This window comes from Leifsonia poae (assembly GCF_020009625.1).
GTDB classification, from domain to species: domain Bacteria; phylum Actinomycetota; class Actinomycetes; order Actinomycetales; family Microbacteriaceae; genus Leifsonia; species Leifsonia poae_A.
The window spans coordinates 1,000,334-1,017,329 of the sequence record NZ_JAIHLP010000002.1; the positions used below are offsets into that span (position 1 = coordinate 1,000,334).

Annotated in this window: 20 protein-coding genes; 15 read left to right on the top strand and 5 right to left on the bottom strand. The window is 68.0% G+C overall.

Going from position 1 to position 16,996, the window contains the following annotated elements:
• Nucleotides 1–17 precede the first annotated feature (17 nt).
• The 3 genes from K5L49_RS05390 (at nt 18) to K5L49_RS05400 (ending at nt 3,705) form a co-directional block, all read left to right on the top strand.
• Nucleotides 18–1,463, top strand: a complete 1,446-nt coding sequence (locus K5L49_RS05390; protein WP_223690969.1) for an aspartate aminotransferase family protein — start codon at nt 18–20, stop codon at nt 1,461–1,463.
• Nucleotides 1,464–1,583: 120 nt separating this feature from the next.
• The gene (locus tag K5L49_RS05395) at nt 1,584–2,708 is read left to right on the top strand and encodes an NYN domain-containing protein (protein WP_223690970.1); all 1,125 of its coding nucleotides are present in this window, start codon (nt 1,584–1,586) and stop codon (nt 2,706–2,708) included.
• A gap of 58 nt (nt 2,709–2,766) precedes the next feature.
• Complete coding sequence (locus K5L49_RS05400; RefSeq protein WP_223690971.1) at nt 2,767–3,705, top strand: NADP-dependent oxidoreductase; 939 nt, start codon at nt 2,767–2,769, stop codon at nt 3,703–3,705.
• A 42-nt stretch (nt 3,706–3,747) separates the two neighbouring features.
• On the opposite strand, the gene K5L49_RS05405 is transcribed toward K5L49_RS05400, so the two are convergent.
• From K5L49_RS05405 to K5L49_RS05415, 3 genes are all read right to left on the bottom strand, one after another.
• Nucleotides 3,748–5,145, bottom strand: coding sequence for a glutamate decarboxylase (locus K5L49_RS05405; protein WP_223690972.1), 1,398 nt, complete (start codon nt 5,143–5,145; stop codon nt 3,748–3,750).
• Nucleotides 5,146–5,334: 189 nt separating this feature from the next.
• Nucleotides 5,335–5,583, bottom strand: a complete 249-nt coding sequence (locus K5L49_RS05410) for a hypothetical protein (protein ID WP_223690973.1) — start codon at nt 5,581–5,583, stop codon at nt 5,335–5,337.
• A 99-nt stretch (nt 5,584–5,682) separates the two neighbouring features.
• Complete coding sequence (locus K5L49_RS05415) at nt 5,683–5,973, bottom strand: DUF4287 domain-containing protein (protein WP_223690974.1); 291 nt, start codon at nt 5,971–5,973, stop codon at nt 5,683–5,685.
• Between the two features lie 98 nt (nt 5,974–6,071).
• On the opposite strand from K5L49_RS05415, the gene K5L49_RS05420 reads away from it, so the two are divergent.
• The 3 genes from K5L49_RS05420 to K5L49_RS05430 all read left to right on the top strand — a co-directional run bounded on the left by K5L49_RS05420 (nt 6,072) and on the right by K5L49_RS05430 (nt 9,504).
• Nucleotides 6,072–6,323 (top strand): hypothetical protein, encoded by a 252-nt coding sequence (locus tag K5L49_RS05420; protein WP_223690975.1) that lies wholly within the window; start codon nt 6,072–6,074, stop codon nt 6,321–6,323.
• 10 nt (nt 6,324–6,333) lie between these two features.
• The gene (locus K5L49_RS05425) at nt 6,334–7,026 is read left to right on the top strand and encodes a hypothetical protein (RefSeq protein WP_223690976.1); all 693 of its coding nucleotides are present in this window, start codon (nt 6,334–6,336) and stop codon (nt 7,024–7,026) included.
• A 123-nt stretch (nt 7,027–7,149) separates the two neighbouring features.
• Nucleotides 7,150–9,504, top strand: a complete 2,355-nt coding sequence (locus K5L49_RS05430) for an arylsulfatase (RefSeq protein WP_308116518.1) — start codon at nt 7,150–7,152, stop codon at nt 9,502–9,504.
• Between the two features lie 78 nt (nt 9,505–9,582).
• Here K5L49_RS05430 and K5L49_RS05435 read toward each other — a convergent pair whose 3' ends face one another.
• Complete coding sequence (locus tag K5L49_RS05435; protein ID WP_223690977.1) at nt 9,583–10,149, bottom strand: GNAT family N-acetyltransferase; 567 nt, start codon at nt 10,147–10,149, stop codon at nt 9,583–9,585.
• 174 nt (nt 10,150–10,323) lie between these two features.
• On the opposite strand from K5L49_RS05435, the gene K5L49_RS05440 reads away from it, so the two are divergent.
• Nucleotides 10,324–10,971, top strand: coding sequence for an alpha/beta hydrolase family protein (locus K5L49_RS05440; protein ID WP_223690978.1), 648 nt, complete (start codon nt 10,324–10,326; stop codon nt 10,969–10,971).
• A 73-nt stretch (nt 10,972–11,044) separates the two neighbouring features.
• On the opposite strand, the gene K5L49_RS05445 is transcribed toward K5L49_RS05440, so the two are convergent.
• Entirely contained in the window at nt 11,045–11,506 is a 462-nt protein-coding gene (locus K5L49_RS05445; protein WP_223690979.1) for a phage tail protein, read from the bottom strand.
• 215 nt (nt 11,507–11,721) lie between these two features.
• On the opposite strand from K5L49_RS05445, the gene K5L49_RS05450 reads away from it, so the two are divergent.
• The 8 genes from K5L49_RS05450 (at nt 11,722) to K5L49_RS05485 (ending at nt 16,964) form a co-directional block, all read left to right on the top strand.
• The gene (locus tag K5L49_RS05450) at nt 11,722–13,011 is read left to right on the top strand and encodes a recombinase family protein (protein ID WP_223690980.1); all 1,290 of its coding nucleotides are present in this window, start codon (nt 11,722–11,724) and stop codon (nt 13,009–13,011) included.
• 620 nt (nt 13,012–13,631) lie between these two features.
• The gene (locus tag K5L49_RS05455; RefSeq protein WP_223690981.1) at nt 13,632–13,847 is read left to right on the top strand and encodes a hypothetical protein; all 216 of its coding nucleotides are present in this window, start codon (nt 13,632–13,634) and stop codon (nt 13,845–13,847) included.
• Nucleotides 13,844–14,224 (top strand): hypothetical protein, encoded by a 381-nt coding sequence (locus tag K5L49_RS05460; protein ID WP_223690982.1) that lies wholly within the window; start codon nt 13,844–13,846, stop codon nt 14,222–14,224. The genes K5L49_RS05455 and K5L49_RS05460 overlap by 4 nt, the downstream gene beginning before the upstream one ends.
• Nucleotides 14,221–14,478: a hypothetical protein gene (locus K5L49_RS05465; protein WP_223690983.1), complete on the top strand. Its 258-nt coding sequence runs from the start codon at nt 14,221–14,223 to the stop codon at nt 14,476–14,478. Before K5L49_RS05460 ends, K5L49_RS05465 begins: the two co-directional genes overlap by 4 nt.
• Nucleotides 14,475–15,209, top strand: coding sequence for a bifunctional DNA primase/polymerase (locus tag K5L49_RS05470; RefSeq protein ID WP_223690984.1), 735 nt, complete (start codon nt 14,475–14,477; stop codon nt 15,207–15,209). The genes K5L49_RS05465 and K5L49_RS05470 overlap by 4 nt, the downstream gene beginning before the upstream one ends.
• The gene (locus K5L49_RS05475) at nt 15,206–16,312 is read left to right on the top strand and encodes an AAA family ATPase (RefSeq protein WP_223690985.1); all 1,107 of its coding nucleotides are present in this window, start codon (nt 15,206–15,208) and stop codon (nt 16,310–16,312) included. Before K5L49_RS05470 ends, K5L49_RS05475 begins: the two co-directional genes overlap by 4 nt.
• A gap of 75 nt (nt 16,313–16,387) precedes the next feature.
• A complete protein-coding gene (locus tag K5L49_RS05480; protein WP_223690986.1) occupies nt 16,388–16,672 on the top strand; it encodes a hypothetical protein in 285 nt (94 codons plus the stop codon).
• Nucleotides 16,673–16,727: 55 nt separating this feature from the next.
• Nucleotides 16,728–16,964 (top strand): WhiB family transcriptional regulator, encoded by a 237-nt coding sequence (locus K5L49_RS05485; RefSeq protein WP_223690987.1) that lies wholly within the window; start codon nt 16,728–16,730, stop codon nt 16,962–16,964.
• Nucleotides 16,965–16,996 lie beyond the last annotated feature (32 nt).

The window sequence follows — 16,996 nt, forward strand, 5'->3', positions numbered from 1 at the left end:
CCAGAGAGGCTGACGACATGACCGACACCATCGACACCGCCACAACCGCATCCGGCGCGGCCACCGCATCCGGCTCCCGCACCGGCTTCACCGACCGGGCCGGGGTCCAGCATCCGTTCGGCGACAGCGACGCCGAGACCCAGGTGCGCAGCGACGATCGCAGCCACGTCTTCCACTCGTGGAGCGCCCAGGCGCAGATCGATCCGCTGCCCATCGCCGCCGGGGAGGGGTCGACGTTCTGGGACTACCAAGGCAACGCCTACCTCGACTTCAGCTCGCAACTGGTCAACCTGAACCTCGGCCACCAGCAGCCGGACCTCGTGCGCGCCATCCAGGATCAGGCCGGCCGCCTCGCCACGATCCAGCCCTCCATGGCCAACGATGTGCGCGGCGAGCTGGCCCGCCGGATCGCCCGCGTCGCGCCGGGTACGCTCGACCGGGTGTTCTTCACCAACGGCGGTGCAGACGCGAACGAGTATGCCGTGCGCATGGCCCGCCGCGTCACCGGACGCCGCAAGGTGCTCTCGATGTACCGCTCGTATCACGGTGGAACCTCTACCGCGATCTCCCTCACGGGCGACCCGCGTCGCTGGGCGAACGAACCGAGCGACTCCTCTGTCGCGCACTTCTTCGGTCCGTACCTCTACCGGTCGGCGTTCCATTCGACGACCCCGGAAGAGGAGACCCAGCGGGCGCTGGAGCACCTCGAGAACGTGATCGTGCTCGAGGGCGCCGCCACCGTGGCGGCCATCATCATCGAGACGGTGGTCGGCACCAACGGTGTGCTCGTGCCGCCGCCCGGATACCTGGCCGGAGTGCGCGAGCTCTGCGACCGGTACGGAATCGTGTACATCGCCGACGAAGTCATGGTGGGCTTCGGCCGCCTCGGCGAATGGTTCGCGGTCGACGCCTTCGATGTGGTGCCCGACCTGATCACCTTCGCCAAAGGTGTCAACTCCGGCTATGTCCCGCTCGGCGGGGTCGTGATCTCCGACCGGATCGCGGACTTCTTCGACGATGTGTCGTTCCAGGGCGGGCTCACCTATTCCGGACATCCTCTCGCCTGCGCGGCCGGGGTCGCGACCTTCGACGTGTTCGAGCGCGACGGCATCCTGGAGCGTGTGCGCGACCTCGGCAGCCGCGTCGTGGAGCCGGAGATCACCGACTGGCTCGACAGACACCCCTCCCTCGGCGAGGTGCGCGGCCGTGGACTGTTCTGGGCCCTCGAGCTCGTGCGTGACCGTGAGACCCGCGAACCGCTCGTGCCGTTCAACGCCTCGGGCGCCGATGCCGCGCCGATGGGCGCGGTGGCTGCCGCCTGCAAGGCCGCCGGAGTCTGGCCGTTCACGCATTTCAACCGCGTGCACATCGCGCCCCCGCTGATCATCTCGGAGCCCGAGCTGCGGCGCGGGCTCGCGGCGATCGACGATGCGTTGACCGTCGCGGACGGGTTCGTCCGCTGACCGGTGCCGCCCGGCGACACGCCGGGCGGCATGCGGCGATGGCGGCGGATTCCCGCGTCGTGGAGCGGAATCCGCCGTCGTCGCCGCTCGAAAGGCGCGCGCATCCGTCACACTGGGTACATGACGGAACCAGGTGACGGCCGCGTCGCCGTCTACATCGACTTCGACAACATCGTGATCTCCCGGTACGACCAGGTGCACGGGCGCAACTCGTTCATGCGCGACCGTTCGAAGGCCTCGGGCGACGGTATGACCGCCGACCCCAAGGTCGCCGAGAAGCTCGCCCTCGCCACCGTGGACATCGGCGCCGTGATCGACTTCGCCTCCTCCTTCGGCACGCTCGTGCTGACCCGCGCCTACGCGGATTGGTCGGCCGCCGTGAACGCCGACTACCGCGGGCAGCTCGTCGGCCGTGCCGTCGACCTCGTGCAGTTGTTCCCCGCCGCCGCGTATGCCAAGAACGGCGCCGATATCCGGCTGGCCGTGGATGCGGTGGAAGACCTGTTCCGCCTGCCCGACCTCACCCATGTGGTGATCGTCGCCGGCGACTCCGACTACATCGCGCTCGCCCAGCGCTGCAAACGTCTCGGCCGCTACGTCGTCGGGATCGGCGTCGCCGGGTCGACGAGCAAATCCCTCGCCGCAGCGTGCGACGACTTCGTCACGTACGACGACCTGCCCGGCGTGACGCCGGTCGCCTCCTCCCCGTCCGGCCGGTCCGGCGGTCGCAAAGCCGCCGAGCCCGAACGTGTCGAACAACCGGAGACCGACGGATCCGCCGAACCGGAGACCGATGCCACCGAGCCGGAGACCGTTGCCACCGAGCCGGAGACCGCGCCACCGGCGACGACGCCACGAAAGCGGTCGTCACGCGCCAAATCGACCTCTGTGCAGGCTGCGCCCGAAACGGCCTCGGCCGACCCGGTCGAGATCGCACCGGAGCCCGAAGCCGACCCCGAGGCCGCTCAGGAAGAGGCCACCCGGTTGCTCCTGCGCGCGATGCAGCTCGGCCACGAGAAGGACGACACCGAGTGGCTGCACATCTCCTCGGTGAAATCGCAGATCAAGCGGATGGATCCGTCGTTCAGCGAGAAGTCGCTCGGCTTCCGCTCGTTCAGCGACTTCATCAAGTCGCGCGACACGCTCGTCGACCTCGACGACAGCACGACAGCGCTGATGCTGAAGCTCCTCCCTCAACGCGCTCCGCAGCGCGCGACGAAATCTCGCCGGGCCCAGCATCCCTGATCGCCGCATCCGCTGATCGCCGCTTGGCGTTCAATCGGAGAGGGCGTTGACTGAGCATATGGCTCTCACATGGATCGCGACGAGCTGGGGAGACCCCAGCGCTTGGATGTTCACCGAACAAGAGGTCGCCCCACCGGCGACCGGGGAGGTGACGATCCGGGTGCATGCTGCAGGCGTCAACCCCGCGGATGCGAAACATGTCGCAACACCCCGACCCGGCCTCCAGCTGCCTGCGCCGATCGGCTACGAGGTCGCCGGCGTGCTCACCGCGATCGGTCCGGACACCCGCATCGCCTCCGGTGACGGCGCGGTCGGGGATGAGGTGCTCGCCTTCCGGGTGAGCGGGGGCTACACGACCGAGCTCACCGTTCCCGCCTCCGACGTCTTCGCCAAACCGGCTGAGCTGAGTTTTGCGGAGGCGGCGAATCTGCTCCTCGCCGGCACGACGGCTTCCCAGATGCTGCACGTGGCCGGCATCGGGGCGGGCGACACCATTCTCGTGCACGGGGCGTCGGGCGCCGTGGGGGTCAGCGTGCTCCAGCAGGCGACCGTGATCGGCGCCCGGGTCGTGGGCACCGCGAGCGAGGGGCGGTTCGCGGAGGTGCGCCGGTTCGGCGGGGAGCCGATCGCATACGGCCCCGGGCTGCTCGACCGTGCCCGCGCGGAAGCGCCCCAGGGCTACGCCGCCGCCCTCGACACCGTCGGTACCGACGAGGCAATCGATGTCTCGCTGGCCCTGGTCGCCGACCGGGGACGCATCGTCACGATCGCGGCCCCCTCCCGCGCCGCTCGAGACGGCTTCACCACTGTCAACGGGGGCCAGCCGGCGAGCGTCGCCTACCGCAACGCCGCCCGCGGCGACCTGCTGCGACTCGTCGCCGACGGCCGCCTCATCGTTCCCGTGGCGCGCACGTACCCGCTGGCCGAAGCCCCGGCCGCGCTCGCCTTCCTGAGCAGCGGCCACCCCGGAGGCAAGCTGGCGCTCCTCACAGAGTGATCGGGGCCGGGACTCGCGGCGTGGGCGATGGGTCGCCGTCTGTCAGTGGTGGAAGGCTACCCGCTTCTCCCCGGGCATCGGGCCGGTGAGCCCATCGAGAAAGGCCACCTCGGTCTTCAGCGTCTCCACGAGTCCGGCCGCGAGATCGCGACTGAGCCCGTTGCGCACGACGATGCGCTGCACGGTGATCGCCGAGAGCGCCTCGGGCATCGGGTAGGCCGGCACCAGCCAGCCGCGCATCCGGAGGCGGTCCGAGAGATCGTAGAGGGTCCAATTCGCCGTGTGCCCCTCCCTCAGCTGCCAGGCGACGACAGGGATGTCCGAACCGTCGGTCCACAGGTCGAACGGTCCGAGCGCGGTGATCGCGGCTGCCAGGTAGCGGGCCACATCGCGTGAACCGCCCTGCACGGTGCGGAACCCCTCGAAGCCGAGCCGCAGGAACTGGTAGTACTGCAGCAGCACCTGGGCCCCCGGGCGCGAGAAGTTCAGGGCGAGCGTCGGCATATCGCCGCCGAGATAGCTCACCCGGAAGATCAGGTCCTCCGGCAGTTCCTTCTGCGAGCGCCAGACGATCCAGCCGAGCCCCGGGTAGACCAGGCCATATTTGTGCCCCGATGTATTGATCGACGCTACCCGCTCCACCCTGAAGTCCCACGGCAGCTCCGGCTGCAGGAACGGGGCGATCATCGCCCCCGAGGCGCCGTCGACGTGAATGGGGATGTCCAGCCCGGTCTTCGCGTGGATGGCGTCGAGCGCCGCAGCGATCTCCTGCACGGGCTCGTACATCCCCGTGTAGGTGACCCCCATGATCGCGACGACGCCGATCGTGTTCTCGTCCACGTATTGGTCGAGGGCGCTGCCGTCGAGCGTCTTGTGCTCCAGCGAGATCGGCACGAACCGCGGCTCGACCTCCCAATAGTTGCAGAACTTCTCCCAGCACACCTGCACGGCCGAGCTGAGCACGAGGTTGGGGCGGTCGGTCGGCTTGCCGGCGGCACGACGGCTGTGCTGCCAGCGACGTTTGAGCGCCAGGCCGGCGAGCATGCACGCCTCTGAGGAACCGATCGTGGAGGTGCCGATCGACCGGGCCGGTTCGGGCGCGTGCCACAGTTTGGCGAGCATCCGCCAGCACCGCGTCTCGATCGCCGCAGTCTGCGGGTACTCGTCCTTGTCGACCATGTTCTTGTCAGCCGCCTCCAGGAACAGGCGCGAGGCGTGGTCGTCCATCCAGGTTCCGACGAATGTGGCGAGGTTCAGCCGGGCGTTGCCGTCGAGCATCGCCTCGTCGTGCACGACCTGGTATGCCGTCTCGGGCAGCGACTCCCCCGCCGGGAGGGTGAAGCGCGGGAACCCCGTCGCCTCCCCCGGCCGCGTGAACACCGGGTTGAGCGCCACCGCCTCTTCCTCGGCCGATTCGTACCCCTGGTGGTCAGCGCGCATGATGCCCCTCTTTCGGTCGTCCTGCCGCCGACGCTAGACCACGGGGATCGGGATGGCCAGCATCCCTCGTGACCACTCAGACACCGCGCTGCGCTTCCGGGAAGCTGCGCATCCCCGTTTCGCCGGGCGCACCTCTCCCCGAGCGGCGGCTTTTCTCTCGCAACCGTCGCGTTCCGGGCGTCGCCCTGCCTAACTGACCTGCAATTGCTCGTGCGACGGTTCCGGACAGAGCAGATAGGCGTGCTCGTGGTCGCGCTGCGTGCCGTGCTCGTCGATCCGGTGACCGCAAAGCGGACAGAGCTGATCTTCCGGCATTCTCGGACTCTCGAGATCGTATGGGCCGATCGGGGGCGGTCCGAGAATCGGAAACAGCTTGCCGTCAAGCCACTCCGCGGCCCGGTCGGCGTCTCTGCCGATCCGGTTCTTCTCTCGTTCCATACCCCGAGAGTACGCCGGATGCGCAGGCTCGGCCCCGATCGTCGGCAACCCGGCAGCGGGCGCACAGACTGGGGCAGGGGGCGCGCATCCGGCTCGCTCTCAGACGGGTTTCGTCGCCTTGCCGTCGAGCCAGAGGGTGTCGGACTCATCGCTGTGCGTCGTGTCTGTTCCCACATGCTTGGCGGTGATCGTGGGACCCTTCTTGATCACGTGCACGAGCGCCATCGCGTGGCCTCGACCCAGATCGAAGTCTTCCTTGAGCCAGTCGACGATCGTCCCCGCCTTCGTGGCCGGGTCGTCGTATCCGCGCTCGGCGGCCAGCGCGATGAACTCGCGCGGCGTCTTGCCGGTCTTCTCCTCGATGTTGTCGAGGTAGGCCTGAAACGACATGGAGCATCCCCACTCTCTATTCAGTGTCCGTCCGACTCTACTGAAACCCGCCGACAGCCTTCTCCCTCACGTCATCTCGCGGTTGTAGAGTGCGCGACATGGACGCCCTGTCGCGAACCATCCAGGCCGCTCTCCTCTACGAAGACGGGGAGACGCTCGACAGCGTCGTCGTCGTCCCCCTCATCGGCGGTTGTCCGCCCGGGCAGATCCGCGTCGCGACGACATTCTGCGGCGCCCTCGCCTACGACATCTACGAGCTCGCCGACGACGAGGACTACTCGTCGATGCCCGCGTATCCGTACCTCGCGACCATCCCGGTCACCACCGCCGACCTCGACGACGAGTCGTAGGCGGTCGCCGGTGGAGGAAGAGCCCGGCCCCGACCTGGACGCCCTGGAACGCGCGTGGTTCCGCGAGCGCGACGGCGAGACCGGATACGCCTACGGCGACGCCCTGCTCGCCGCCGGGCGCGACCGCGAGGCCGAGGCGGTGTTCCGCGCCCTCATCGATGACGACTACCTCTCCGGCTACTACGCCCTCGGCTGGCTCGAGACCGAGCGCGGCAACCACGAACGCGGGCAGGAGCTGCTGCAGAACTACCTCGACGCCGACACTCATCCCGACGAGTTCACCGAGCATGTCGCCGGTGTGCTCGGCCACTGGCTCTGGCACTACTCCAACCGGCCGGATGCGGAGGGGCTGCTGCGTCGCGGCGCCGAGCACTTCCCTTCCGCGCGAACCGATCTCGGCCACCTGCTGCGCATCACGGATCGCGAGGCGGAGGCCGAGGCCGTGCTCCGCGGAGGCGTCGCCGTCGGAGAGGTCGACAGTTTTCTTCCGCTGGCGAAACTCCTCGATGAGAGCGGACGCACGCACGAAGCCGAGATGCTCTACCGCGAAGGGTTCGACCGCGGGGACGCCTTCGCCGCATACAACCTCCATCTCCTGCTGCTGCGCGAGAACCGTGCCGAGGAGGCGTCGGACTGGCTGTGGGCGGCAGCGCAGGGCGGCGACGAGCTGGCCATCCGCACGCTCGCCGACGACGTCCCCTGAGAGGTCGGCCGCCGCACGCTGCAGACCGACCGCAAAGAATCCCTTGTCGCGGGAGCATCCGCTATGCAAGGGTCGAACTGAGCAGGTGGGGTACCGCTCCACCCGCCAGACGAGGGGTGGGACATGTCCGAAAATCTGCCAGGCTCCGTTCTTCCGACACCCGACCAGGTCTACACCGGGCCGATGGTGCTGGATGCGAAGAAACTCGATGAGAAGCTTCCTCCGATCGAGGTGAAACGACCACCGAAACAGGCCCCGAACGTGCTGCTCGTCCTGCTCGACGACGTCGGGTTCGGAGCGTCGAGCGCCTTCGGCGGACCGGTTCCGATGCCGACCGCCGAGCGCATGGCAGGCCAGGGGCTGCGCTACAGCCGGTTCCACACCACGGCGATCTGCTCGCCCACGCGGGCCGCCATGCTGAGCGGCCGCAACCACCATCAGGTGGGGATGGGGCAGATCACCGAGACGGCCACACCGTCGCCCGGGTACCGTTCCACCCGACCCAACTCCTGTGTTCCGCTGCCCGAGATCCTTCGGCAGGCCGGCTACAACACCGCACAGTTCGGCAAATGCCACGAGGTCCCCGTGTGGGAGAGCGGCCCGACCGGCCCGTTCGACCACTGGCCGGCCTTCAGCGGGTTCGAGAAGTTCTACGGGTTCATCGGCGGCGAGACCAACCAGTGGACGCCCGCGCTCATCGACGGTGTCTCGCTGATCGAACCGCCGGACGACCCCGACTACCACCTGATGCCCGACCTGGCCGATCAGACCATCGCCTACATCAACCAGCAGAAGGACCTCACCCCGGACAAGCCGTTCTTCGTCTACTTCGCGCCGGGCGCCACACACGCCCCGCACCACGTTCCGAAGGAGTGGATCGCCAAGCACGAAGGCGAGTTCGATCAGGGCTGGGATGCGCTGCGCGAAGAGACCTTCGCCCGCCAGAAGAAGCTCGGCGTGGTACCGGAGAATGCTCAGCTCACCGAGCGCTCCGCCGGCATCCCGGCCTGGGAGGACGTGCCCGAGGAGCGCCGCCACATCCTGACGCACCAGATGGAGGTCTACGCGGCCTTCCTCGAATACGCCGACCACCACACCGGCCGGGTCATCGATGCGATCGAGGAGCTGGGCATCCTCGACGACACCCTGGTCATCTACATCATCGGCGACAACGGCGCCTCGGCCGAGGGCGGCCTCGAGGGTGCATTCATGCTCTCCACGGCGGCCAACGGCGGCGCCGAATACGAAACGGTCGAGTTCTGGAACGAGCACCTGGACGAGATCGGTGGCCCGGAGGCCTACAACCACTACGCCGTCGGCTGGGCGCACGCGATGTGCACGCCGTACCAGTGGACCAAACAGGTTGCCAGCCACTACGGCGGCACCCGCAACGGCACCATCGTGCACTGGCCGAACCGCATCGCCGCCCGCGGGGAGATCCGCAACCAGTGGCACCACGTGATCGACATCGCCCCCACCATCCTCGAACTGGCCGGGCTCGCCCAGCCGCACACCGTCAACGGCGTCACCCAGGTGCCGATGCACGGCGTCTCGATGACGTACACCTTCGACGACGCGGCCGCCGACGAACGGCACAACACGCAGTACTTCGAGATCATGGGCAACCGCGGCATCTACCACAAGGGCTGGACCGCCCAGACCCGGCACCGCACCCCGTGGGATGTGGTGGGTACCGCCCCCGACTTCTCGGACGATGTGTGGGAGCTCTACGACACCACCGTCGACTGGACCCAATCGAACAACCTCGCCACGTCGAACCCGCAGAAGCTCGCCGAGCTGCAGCAGCTGTTCCTCATCGAGGCCACGCGGTACAACGTGCTCCCGCTCGACGACCGCGCCGCCCAGCGCATGAATCCCGAGTTCGCCGGGCGCCCCACACTGGTCACCGGGAACACGCTGCGCCTGCACCCGGGAACCAAGCGGCTCAACGAGAATGTCGCCATCAATGTGAAGAACCGCTCCTGGTCGGCGACCGCCGACATCCTCGTACCGGATTCGGGTGACGTCGACGGGGCCATTCTCGCCCAGGGCGGCCGAACCGGGGGCTGGTCGTTCTTCGCCGAGGGCGGCAAGCTCGGCTTCCACTACAACTATTGCGGCCTGCTGCGCAGCACCGCCCTCTCGGAGAAGCCCATCGGCGCGGGCAAGCACCAAGTGCGGGCCGAGTTCGCCTATGCGGGCGGGGGTATCGGTCGGGGTGGCACTGTCACCCTCTTCATCGACGGCGAGGCGAGCGGCACCGCCGAGGTGGAGCGCACGCATCCGATGTACTTCTCGTTCGATGAGGGGCTGGATGTGGGGATCGACACCGGTATGCCCGCCTACGAGGGATACACCACGCCGAAGGGTGCGTTCAGCGGCACCATCCACTGGGCCCAGATCGACCTCGGGCTCGACGACCACAGCCACCTCCTCGACCCCGACGAGTGGCTCGCGGCCGCGATGCGGCACCAATAGCGAGACTCGCATCGCCGGTCGTCGTCGCTCGCCCTCTCTTCGGCTCTTCGGGTGGGGCGGCGGCGATCGGCGGACGGGTCAGACGAGGGTGCGGCGCATGACCCAGCGCTGTGCGCCGCCGGAGTGCGCCTCGGTGGCGGCGAACCGCTCGAAGCCGTGGGCCTCGAACAGCCGCACCGTGCCGACGTATCCACTGATCACGTCCACCCGATCGCCGGGGGACTCGGCCGGGTAGCCCTCGACGATCGCGGCGCCGGAGGCCCGTGCGTGCTCCACGGCACCGTCGAGCAGGTCGTGCATCAGCCCACGCTTGCGGAATCCGCCGCGCACCACGAAGCAGACGATCGACCAGGGGTCACTCTCCTCGTCGAGATGGGGGATCGTGCGCGACCGCATCAGCCGCCGGTACGTCGACTTCGGAGCCACCGAGCACCAGCCTGCAACCTGGTCGTCCAGGTAGACCAGCACGCCCGGCCCCGGCTCCGCTGCGCAGGCGGATCTCATGTACTCGATGCGCTCGGGCATGCCCAGCCCGGAGTTGCGGTACGACATGCACACGCATCCCCCGCCGCCCGACTTTCGCGGCACCATGAAGCTGGCGAAATCGTCCCAACGCCCGGTTGCGGGCAGCACTTCCACGGCCATGCGGCGAGCCTAGCTGCGTCCGCCGACACCCGGACACCGGGTCGTCCGGGCATCCCGCAGCTTGGAACCCCGCAGCCGGGAACCCCGCAGGCCGGAACCCCGCAGCCGGAACCCCGCAGACCGGAACCCCGCAGCCCGGCGGAGACCGTGGCCGGGACCGCTATCGTCGCAGCCATGGACATCCCCGCCCCCACCACGCTCGGACCCGGTCGGCTCGTGGTCGACGAGGCCGAACATCCGGTGGCCCTGCTGTGGGTCGGCCACGGAGCCGGCGGCGGTATCGAGGCGGCCGACCTCGCCGCCCTCTCCGCCGCGCTGCCTGCCCTCGGGGTCACGGTCGTGCGATACGAGCAGCCGTGGCGCGTTGCGGGCCGTCGGATCGCACCCCGCCCCGCCGCCCTCGACACCGCCTGGCTCGACGCGGCGCCGCTCGTGGGCCGGCTCGCCGGAGACCTGCCGGTGGTGGTGGGCGGGCGCAGCGCAGGCGCCCGAGTCGCCTGCCGTACCGCGGCATCCGTCGGTGCCGCGGGCGTGGTCTGCCTCGCGTTTCCCCTGCACCCGCCCGGACGCCCCGAGAAGTCGCGCCTGGACGAACTGCTCGTGCCCGAGGTTCCCGTGCTGGTGCTGCAGGGCGACCGGGACACGTTCGGCGACGCCGCCGCCGTAGCAGCCGCCATCGGCGCTCGCACGCACATCCGCGTGGTCGCCGTGCCCGGAGCCGACCACGGAATGAAACCCCTCGCCTCCGGCCCCCTCGACGCGCCGGGGATCGCCGCCCTGGTGACGACCTCGGTCGCCGGATTCGTTCACGCTCTGCTCTAGGGAAGCGCTTCGGTCAGGGAATCGCGGGCGCGCGCCCGCGCTCGCCCACGCGCCCGGAAGTGCCGGAAGCGGGCTAGTGCTCGCCCTTGATCACGAAGTACGAGCCCCGGATGGTGCCGGCCAGCTTCGACTTCTGTCGTGCGAACCTGAACGCCGACAGCTCTTCGGGAATCTCCATGCCCTCGGACAGTTTGAAGCCCACGGCGCGCTTGCCCGCATCCTCGATCGTGTACATCGCGTTGATCGACAGGCCGGACTCGTAGAACACGTAGGCCATGCGGATGCCGTCGACTTCGAACGCGGTCGCCTCCAACGGCCGCGACGCGATCACGATGTCCCGCTCCTGGGCGAGGATGCCGGTGACCCAGCCGACCGCATCCCGGGCCTCGTCGGCCGGGCTGACCGTGAACACGTGGTCGTACTTGTTCTTGAAGTAGCGCGCTTCGTTGGCGCGCAACCCGGCGAGCGCCTCGACGACCGGCGACGACTCGAGGCCGACGGTGGAGACGTTCACGAAATCGACAGCGTATGGCATGCGTCCTCCAGATCTGCGGTGGTCGTACCACGGTAGCGCCTGCCACTATTTCAGGAGAGTTCGCGCGACATGCCGCCGAATCATCCTGAACTACGGACGATTCGGCGCGCGGTCAACGATTTCTCCTGAGTTGCACAGCAGGCATCGGGCTGGAGCGGCTAGACGTTGAAACGGAACTCCACCACGTCACGTCAGAGTTAGGCATTATTAGCTTTGTGAGCAAACGAGCAGCCCTATACCTACGCCAGTCCAAATCTGACGACGAGGGCATCGAGCGGCAGACCGAGCGTACAACTGCACTTGCAACGGCGCGCGGCTGGACCGTCGCAGGGACGTTCATCGACGATGACGTGACGGCGTCGAAGCCTCGCGGCCCGAAGACCGCGTGGGGCCGGATGCTCGCGGCCTCCGATGACCTCGACGTGGTGATCGGCGTGGACCTCGATCGCGTGGTGCGCTCGACACGCGATCTGAACACGCTCATCGACCACAGTCTGTCGCTGGTGACGCTCGACGGTGAGATAGACCTGACTACCGCGGATGGGGAGTTCCGCGCGTCAATGCTGGCGGCTATCGCCCGTTTCGAGGTCCGCCGCAAGGGTGAGCGCCAGACCCGCGCCAACGCACAGCGCGCGGCAAAGGGCGGAGTGCCGAAGGGTGCGCGTTTGCGGGGGTACACAACCGATGGGGCGCTTGTCCAGGCAGAGGCCGACACGGTACAGGCGCTGTTCGATGGGTTCTCCACAGGGCTGACGCTCCGCACGCTTTCCCGTCAGCACGGCCTGACCCCGAGCACGGTGCGCACCATTCTCACGAACCCTCGCTACGCGGGTCGCCGCGTGTATAAGGGCGAGGTCGTGGGCGTGGGCGCCTGGGAGCCGATCGTGTCGGGCGAACTGTTCGACAGCGTTGCGCGACGGCTCGCCGATCCTGCTCGTAAGACCAACCGCACCGGCAGCACGGCCCGCAGGCACCTCGGCACCAGTTTGTTCCGCTGTGGCGAATGTGACGATCACCCGACGGTGCGCACAGCTGGCAGTGGGGGTCGGTACTGGTGCCAGGCATGCGGGCTGGTGCGCTCTATGACCGCCGTAGATGACTTCGTGCTACGACTGGCAGAGGCACGACTGACCCTGCCCGACGCGCTCGCGGCCCTGACTCCAGATGTCGACGTGGACCCGCTGCGCGACGAGCACGCCACGCTGACAGAGCGCAAGGCAACACTCGCGGGGCTGGTGGCGGACGGCACCATGTCGCGGGCAGACGTGAAGGATGCCGTCGAGCGTCTGAACGAGCGCTTAACCGAGATCGAGCGCCTGGTAGGAGGCGCTGACCGCCCGACTGCCCTACTAACCGAAGAGGAGCAGCGGGAGGGCCTCGCGTCGCTTAATCTCGACCGGCAGCGGGCACTCATTGACACGCTGATGACGGTGGACCTACTGCGTGCGCCCCGGGGCCGGAGGGCGTTTGACCCTGCATCTCTGGCGGTCGCCTGGCGGTCCTAGGCAGGTCGGGGGCGGGCGTCTCTCCTGTCTCCGCTGGCTCGCCGGCAGCGCCCGGCCTACCCATACACCTAGCCCAGCGTCCCAACGACGCAGGCGGTCGTTGGCGGACGTGCAGGACGCTCCCTAGCCCCGCTAGGCGGCGCGCCGAGGCAGGTCGGGCATTTGGCCACAAGGGCACGGTTTAGGCAATATATTGCACATGGCATCAGTCGTAAAGGTCACCTGTCGAGGCACCGCCATGCGTGTCCACGACCTGCGCACTGTGGCTCAGTTCCGCAACGACGAGGGCGACTGGGTACGTGTCCACGGTGAGGAGACCGTCCTGCAGGAGCCGACCGGCGACCTGCGGCTACGGCACCGGGTGAAGTGTTCCGACCCTCGATGCACGCGTGACGAGGTCTTCACGACCGCAAGGCTGTACCCTCTTCTTGACTGGGCACGCGAGCACGGCAAGGACGAAGTCCCCCTCGGCTGACGCCACCCAGACCCTCTAACTGAACAGCAGTCCTCAGGCCACTCATGCAGTAACGAGAAGTGGATGGGGACGTATCCTCGGGGTTTCTCAGCGGAACACCCCTCAGTCAGCACGCCCTGCGTGCTCGCTCCCGAGGAGCTGTTCCGTGTCTACCCCAAAACCGCTCACCCCGCATCAGGCGGTGGGCCTCGTCGCCTACAACGCACGAGTTGGTGATGTCGAAGGCGAGAAGATCGCCCGCCGCAACCTGGCTGAAGCGAAGATTGCTGAGGCTATCGAGCGTGCCCTGGCCGTCGCTCCGCCGCTCACCTCCACTCAGGTCAAGCACCTGTCCCGCCTGCTGCGCGGGGGTGCGCGATGAGCGTCCTGATCGCTGACACGTACCCCGACAAGGTGGGGCTGAGCGAGTCCGAGGCGATGCACGTGCTGCGCTCTGGTCCCCTTCCCCGATGGTTCCACCCGTGGGCCGAGCACGCTCGCGTTGCGCCTCAGACTCCACGACCGTGGGGCTACGTCCACATTCATGGTGAATGGGGCGAGCCGCCCGTGTGGGAGTTGGTCGGCTACTACTCACTGGAAGACCTCGCATGGGGCTTGCAGTCGCTCTTCGACAGAAGCCACGACTGGCACGTTCTCGATGTGGACGGCTATCTGAACGATCACGAATGCCACGGGGTGTTCTACTGGCTTCCCAGCGACCCGCAACTGCTGCGCCTGCCGCTGGGAGTGACCCGATGAGCGCGCCAGTGACGGCCGACTTCCTGGAGAGCCTGCCCAAGGGCACCGTCATTCGGGTCAGCGCGCGCGGTCATTCGTTCCAGCTGGAGGCCGAGGCCGGTGCCTTCCGCGACTTCATCCTCCGGCAAGGCTTTCTGGCATATGGGTTCGCGGGACGGAGGGCGCGCTACGGCGGCGCTCGCCTGTTCTGGTCGGCCGACATGCTCGCTCGGTGGGTGGCCGATGGGCTGTGCACGATCGAGGTCGTCCGATGAACCGCATGATGCGCGCCGCGCTAGATCTGGCGCAAGCGGGGTGGGCCGTACTGCCACTCAAGGGTAAGACGCCAACCACGGGTCACACACCGAATGGCGTCCATGGCGCCACCACCGACCCGCGCACCATCCGTCGCATGTGGGCCGACCGTGGCTGGAACATCGGCGCTCAGGTGCCCGACAGCCTGCTCGTGCTCGACATCGACCCTCGCAATGGAGGCAGCCTGCAAGAGCTGGAGCAGCGCGCCGGGGTGGAGCTACCGCCCACGCTTGAGGTCGAAAGCGGTCGTCGTGACGGTGGACGGCACCTGTATTACCTGCGTCCATTCCGGCAGCCGTACCGGGGCGACATTCCCCACGGCATCGACCTCAAGATCAACGGCTACATGGTGATGCCGCCGAGCGTGCACCCGGACACGGGCAAGCCGTACGAGTGGGTCCACCGGGAGGTCGCTCGTCTGCCGCGTCAGGCCGTCGCGCTGATGCTGCCTCGTACCCGCGCCACCCGCCGCGATCCCAACGCCGCCGACCCGGTCGCGCTGGCCACGTGGGTGCGCACTTTGCAGCCAGGTGAGCGCCACGACGGGCTCCACTGGGCCGCGCGCCGCGCGCACGAGGCCGGAGTGGACGAGCGCGGAATCGACCGACTCATTGACGCCGCCGAGGACATCGGCATGAACCCCGGTGAGGCCCGTCGCGTAGTCGAGTCGGCCCGGAAGGACGACGCATGACCCCCCGCAAGAAGTTGACACCACGGGTGCCCAAGCCGCAGCTCCTGACCGAGGCGGAGACCCAGGCGCTAACTGCGCCCCCCAAGCCCCGGTCGGTGGCGGACCTGCTCACGCAGGACTTCCCGATCCTGGACTGGATCGTGCCGGACGTCATACCGGACGGGTGCCACCTCATCGTCGCCGCTCCCAAGATCGGCAAGAGCCTGCTCACGCTCATGCTGGCCATCGCGTGCGCCACGGGCGAGCGGGCGTTCGGCGCGATCAAGGTGCGTCCACGTCCCGTGTTGCTGCTGGACCTGGAGTCGGGCGACAGACGGCTCGCGAAGCGCCTGACCGACTTCGGCATGAGCACGGTGCCCGACACGTTCGAGTTCCACACGGACGCCGAGACGGCGCTGGCCGTCATGCGGGAGTTCATGGAGAAGCACAAGGGGCAGTCGCCTCTGGTTATTCTGGACACTCTGTCCGAGGTCATGGGGCCGAAGCCCCGCGACCTCGCACCGATGCTCCACGAGAAGCGCACCCTGCAACCGATCCAGAGGCTGTGCGCCGATGACCCGGGAGCGTCCGTGCTGATCGTTCATCACAACCGCAAGGACAAGACCGGCGACAGCGTGGACTCGTCGTCGGGCACGCACGGACTCACAGGAGCCGTGGACGGCATCTTCGTGCTGGACCGCCCCGATCGGCAGCAGCCCGAGGCAACCCTTATCCGCAACAGCCGCGACATCGAGGACGCCACGTTCGGCATGACGCTGAAAGCTGTGGTGTGGACGTTCGACGGGCGCAGCGCGGGCAAGGCGCGCCAGGCAGCCGAGGATAGGCGCATCCGGGAGCAGATCGAGCGTCAGGGCAAGGTCGGCCACAAGTTGCTCGCCCTGCTGAAGGAGCACGGTCCGCTCACTCCGGCGGAGGCGTTCGAGCTGTACGACGGCGACGCCAAGATCCAAACCGTCCGCAACGCGCTGAATCGTCTTGCTTTGCGCGACCTGGCCTCCAAAGACAGCGCCGGGCGGTACAGCGCTAAATACCCCCTGAGTTGGGTGAGTTTCTTGAGTTGGGTGGCAACTCAGACAACTCAGGCAACTCGGGGGGCTATGTAGCAGCTCGCAACGCCACGCGGTCGGGCACGCGTCGGCGCACATCATCCACCACGACACGGAAGGCAATCACCCGCAATGACTGACTCCACCGACCCCACGGTCACCATTCACGTTGACGACCAAGTGCTCTTCCGCCTGCGTGAGGGTGCTCATCCCCTGGTCTACCCGGACATGATCACCCGCGTCTCGTACGAGGTCGGCGTCGACGTGCTGCACACCGGCGCGGTCTGGGCCGCTGGTTACCTGGACGATGTCGAAGTCCTGGAACTGGACGACAGCACCGTGGTCGCGATCGCTGACATCGACCCGGACTCGTTCGTGATCCCCCGGGAAGCCTCCGCGCGGGACGGTGACTCGTGAGTGCAGTTCCACGGCTGTACGGCTCTGTCATGCGCCACACGGGAAGGCACCGCCTATGAGCCCCGACGACGCCTGGGACGCCCTGAACGCTGCGCTGACGCGAACCGTGCCTCCCTGCGACGGCAAAGCGCTGTTCACCGTCGACCGACCGACACCGGCTCAGCGGGCCGCATGCGCAGCTGTCTGCGCCCGATGCCCCGCAGCCGACCTCTGCGACACCTACGCCACCACGGCCAAGGTCGAATCCGGCTTCTGGGCCGGGCACTCTTACACCTTCAAGGGACGCAAGTAGCCGTCCAGCACAACCACCGCGCCGGACGGTTT